We start from the raw sequence: 718 nt of genomic DNA on the forward strand, positions 1-718 counted from the left end.
ACCTGGTCCCGCCCCGGTCCGGCCGCCGGCTGGCTGACCGGAGAGGCGCTGGCCGAAGTATCGATCCGCCTGCGCGCCGCCGCCGGACGCCCCCCGCTCTCCCTGCGCCCCGGTGAGGCCCGGGCCCGCGCGCTGCTCGCCCGCCACGCCGCCGACCACCGGGTGTTCGAGCAGGCCGTCGAGGTCCGCAGCCAGCGCCTGCACGCCCCGTTCCTCGACAACCAGGTGGTACGGGCCGCCCGCGCCCTGCCGGAGTCCCTGCGCGTGCAGCCCGGGGCCCGCGCCGAGATCCTGCGCAGCGTCCTGGCCTCCGCCGGGGTCCGCGAACTCCCGCCCGGCTGGGGCGTGACCGCCCCCGGGCCGAACGAGACCGCCGGCCGCCTCGGCCTGCGCGCCGCCCTCGCCCGGCTCCTGGCCCTCTTCGACGCACCGCTGCTGGCCGACGCCGGGCTGGTCGAGGCCCGCGTGGTGCGCCAGGCCCTGACCGACGCCGCCGACGGGCGGCCCGTGCCGCTCGACGGGCTGGCGGAACTCGTCTCGATGGAACTGTGGCTCCGCCGCCTGATGTCCCGGCGCGGCACCTGCTGGACGGGCACCTCCACCCCGCGCCGCCGCGCGGTCCCGCCCCTGCCGGCCCCGCTGCCCCGACTGCCGGGCGCCCCGCTCCCCCTGGGGCGCCCGGCGGGCCGCTAGCGGGTCAGGCCGCGGGGGCTGCCGA

General features: G+C 80.6%; 1 protein-coding gene. It reads left to right on the forward strand.

The features are described 5' to 3' along the window. A partial coding sequence (locus VR44_RS07280) for an asparagine synthase-related protein (RefSeq protein WP_045946551.1) occupies positions 1–693 on the forward strand: 693 nt, incomplete at its 5' end. Between the last annotated feature and the right edge of the window lie 25 nt (positions 694–718).

The sequence above is a fragment of the Streptomyces katrae genome (assembly GCF_000966975.1).
GTDB lineage: Bacteria > Actinomycetota > Actinomycetes > Streptomycetales > Streptomycetaceae > Streptomyces > Streptomyces katrae.